This window comes from Armatimonadota bacterium (genome assembly GCA_016223145.1).
In the GTDB taxonomy this organism is placed as follows: Bacteria; Armatimonadota; Fimbriimonadia; order Fimbriimonadales; family Fimbriimonadaceae; genus Nitrosymbiomonas.
On sequence record JACRPN010000007.1, the window covers coordinates 1 to 3044 of the forward strand.

Annotated in this window: 5 protein-coding genes; all 5 read left to right on the plus strand. The window is 61.5% G+C overall.

Translation table 11 applies throughout. From position 1 onward, the window contains the following. A partial coding sequence (locus HZC36_05265) for a hypothetical protein (GenBank protein ID MBI5706381.1) occupies nucleotides 1–448 on the plus strand: 448 nt, incomplete at its 5' end. An 11-nt stretch (nucleotides 449–459) separates the two neighbouring features. After that, a complete protein-coding gene (locus tag HZC36_05270; protein MBI5706382.1) occupies nucleotides 460–1044 on the plus strand; it encodes a hypothetical protein in 585 nt (194 codons plus the stop codon). An 8-nt stretch (nucleotides 1045–1052) separates the two neighbouring features. Next, a complete protein-coding gene (locus HZC36_05275; GenBank protein ID MBI5706383.1) occupies nucleotides 1053–1583 on the plus strand; it encodes a DsbE family thiol:disulfide interchange protein in 531 nt (176 codons plus the stop codon). After that, a complete protein-coding gene (locus HZC36_05280; protein MBI5706384.1) occupies nucleotides 1583–2125 on the plus strand; it encodes a cytochrome c-type biogenesis protein CcmH in 543 nt (180 codons plus the stop codon). The genes HZC36_05275 and HZC36_05280 overlap by 1 nt, the downstream gene beginning before the upstream one ends. Then, nucleotides 2122–3044: c-type cytochrome biogenesis protein CcmI (ccmI, locus tag HZC36_05285; GenBank protein ID MBI5706385.1), on the plus strand; the 923-nt coding region annotated here is incomplete at its 3' end. The genes HZC36_05280 and ccmI, both read left to right, overlap by 4 nt.

Here is a 3044-nt window from a genome sequence, read left to right on the forward strand (position 1 = left end):
GGTGATGCACTTTTCCGGTTCCCCCTCCTTGACGGCAAAGTCCCTCAGAAACCGCTTCACTAAAAGAGGGATATCCTCTTTTCTGTCCCTGAGCGGCGGCACCTTCAGCGGTTTCTCGCGCGAATCGCTGCTGCTCATCAACAACGTGATTCTGGTGGTGGCCGCCGTGAGCGTGTTGCTTGGCACCTTGTATCCGCTGATCCTCGACGCGCTGAATCTCGGCAAGATCTCGGTCGGCCCACCCTACTTCGCCAGCGTATTCGTGCCGCTGACGCTGCCGCTCGCGGTGCTGATCGGCATTGGCCCGCTGACACGTTGGAAGCAAGATGAGCCGGCCAGCGTGCTGCGCCGTTCGCTGCCGTTTCTGATCGGCGCCGCCGGCGTTGGATTGGCATTGCTCTACGCACTGACCGAACACGTCAGCTTGATGGCCGGATCAGCACGGTGATCGGTGTGTGGGTGATCATCACCGCACTGCGCGAACTGATAACGCGCGCACGCAAGGGACGGGGCGGCAGCTTTGGCCTGCCGCGCGCCTTCATCGGCATGACGTTGGCACACCTCGGTGTCGGCATCTTCATTCTCGGCGTGACGCTCACCGGTGCCTATAACGTCGAAAAAGATCTGCGCATGGACCTCGGCACAACCGTGACGATCGCCGGCTATACCTTCACCTTCGATGGCGTCACGGAGGTGGCGGGACCGAACTACATCGCCAACCAAGGTCTCATGCACGTAACGCGTGACGGCCAACCTATTGCCACATTGCACCCGCAGAAACGCACTTACCGCGTGCAGACCATGCCCATGACCGAGGCGGCCATCGACATCGGCCTGTTCCGCGACCTGTATGTCTCGCTCGGCGAACCGGTCGACAACGGCGCCTGGAGCGTGCGCGTGTATTACAAGCCGTTCATCCGCTGGATCTGGGCCGGCGCGCTGATCATGGCGCTGGGCGGCGCTATAGCCGCCACCGACCGACGCTATTTCGTCACAGTACGCAGTACAAAACTGGCGGCGCGATTCGCAGCTGCGAAGGCATAACAGACATCATGACGCGCTATCTTCTACCCTTGGGTATCTTCGGCGTATTAGTTGCGCTGCTGTTCGTCGGTCTGCATCTCGATCCGCGCGAAGTGCCCTCACCGCTGATCGACAAACCGGCGCCGGCGTTCTTGTTGCCGCAATTGCATGAGCCGAACAAGACACTGTCGCGCCAGGATCTGCTCGGCAAGGTGTATCTGCTCAATGTCTGGGCCTCGTGGTGCGCCTCATGCCGGGACGAGCAGCCGGTGCTGATGCAGTTCGCGCAGACCAGGCAAGTCGAGATGTACGGTCTGAATTACAAGGACCAACGCGACGATGCGTTGCGCTGGCTGGAAATGTTCGGCAACCCCTATGTCGCCAGTGTCTCGGATACGGATGGCCGCGTCGGCATCGACTGGGGCGTGTACGGCGTCCCGGAAACCTTCCTCATCGACCGCAGCGGCACCATCCGCTACAAGCACATCGGGCCGGTCAGCCAGGCCGACCTCGACACCATCCTGTTGCCTAAAGTGCGCGCATTGCAGGGAGCACCGTGATGCCATTGCTTACCGTCCTGACGCCCCGATCGATACGACATGATCGCGGCATACTGAAGCTGCTGCGTGCGCTCTGTGCAGTTGCCGCGCTGCTGATCTTTTCCGGCACACTCGGCACCGCAAGCGCCGCCAGGCTCGATGGCATCGACCTGCCGGAACAATACGAGACCCGTTACAAGGCACTCATCGACCAATTGCGCTGCCTGGTGTGTCAGAACGAAACGCTGGCCGATTCCAACGCTGAACTCGCCGCCGACTTGCGTCGCGAAGTCCGCGAGATGATGGTCAAGGGTAAGAGCGATCAGGAGATCACTGAATTCCTGGTCGCGCGTTACGGCGACTTCGTGCTCTACAACCCGCCCGTGAAATCCACCACCCTGATGCTGTGGTATGGGCCGTTCGCCTTGCTTGCATTGGGTGTGCTGATCGCCATCATCACCGTGCGCCGGCGCGGGCGTACCGAGCCGACGACGCTCAACGCGACGCAGCACCAACAAGTTCAGGACTTACTGCGCCGGCAGGATGAGGAAAAAAATTCATGACGCTTTGGATGTTGTTCGCGGCGATGCTGGTCATGGCCCTGCTGTTCGTACTGCCGCCGTTGCTCAGGCAAGCCCGCACCCGCGGTCCGAACCAGGACGAAATCAATGTCGTCGTGCATCGCAAACGTCTCACCGAGCTGGAGGCCGATCTTGCCAGTGGCTCGCTGAACGAAGCACAGTTTGCACAGGCACGGGAAGATCTGGAGCGTGAACTGCTGCACGAACTGGCCGACGCCGCGGATACCGCAACTACGCATGCGGCACCGAGCACCGGCCGCGTCAGCGCAGTGATCGTCGCGATTGCGATCCCGCTGCTGGCGCTCGGTCTGTATTACAAACTCGGCAGCTGGCGCGCACTCGAGGTCGGCACGGCCGGTTCGTCCGTGCCCGTGCAAGAGATAGCCGACAGCGGCATGTCGAATGCGACGCCCGACGCCGCCATGTCGAACAACAACATGCCGCCCGTCGATGAAATGGTCAAACGTCTGGAGCAGAAGCTTCAGAAAGAACCCAACGATGCCACGGGCTGGCTGATGCTGGGGCGCAGCTATGTCTATCTCAATCGCTACACCGATGCGGTGCGCGCCTACGCACAGGCCGAGACCTTGACCCAGCCGCCGGATGCACAACTGTACGCCGAATATGCAGAGGCAATGGCGCTGGCCAACGGCGACAGCCTCGCCGGCGCCCCTGAACGCCTGCTCGAAAACGCCCTCGCGTTGCAACCCGACAATCCCAACGCCCTGTGGCTGGCTGGCATGAGCGCGTTTCAGAAGGCCGATTATCCGACTGCGATAAGTAGCTGGGAGATCCTGCAGAAATCCGCACCGCCCGATAGCGAACAGGGGCGGATGCTCGCCAACTACCTCGCTCAGGCGCGCGCGGGCCAACCGCTCGAAGAGATCGTCCCGCCGCGCGA

Coding starts and splice junctions, on each gene's coding strand:
- HZC36_05275 (MBI5706383.1), top strand. CDS start 1,053: ATGACGCGCTATCTTCTACCCTTGGGTATCTTCGGCGTATTAGTTGCG.
- HZC36_05280 (MBI5706384.1), top strand. CDS start 1,583: ATGCCATTGCTTACCGTCCTGACGCCCCGATCGATACGACATGATCGC.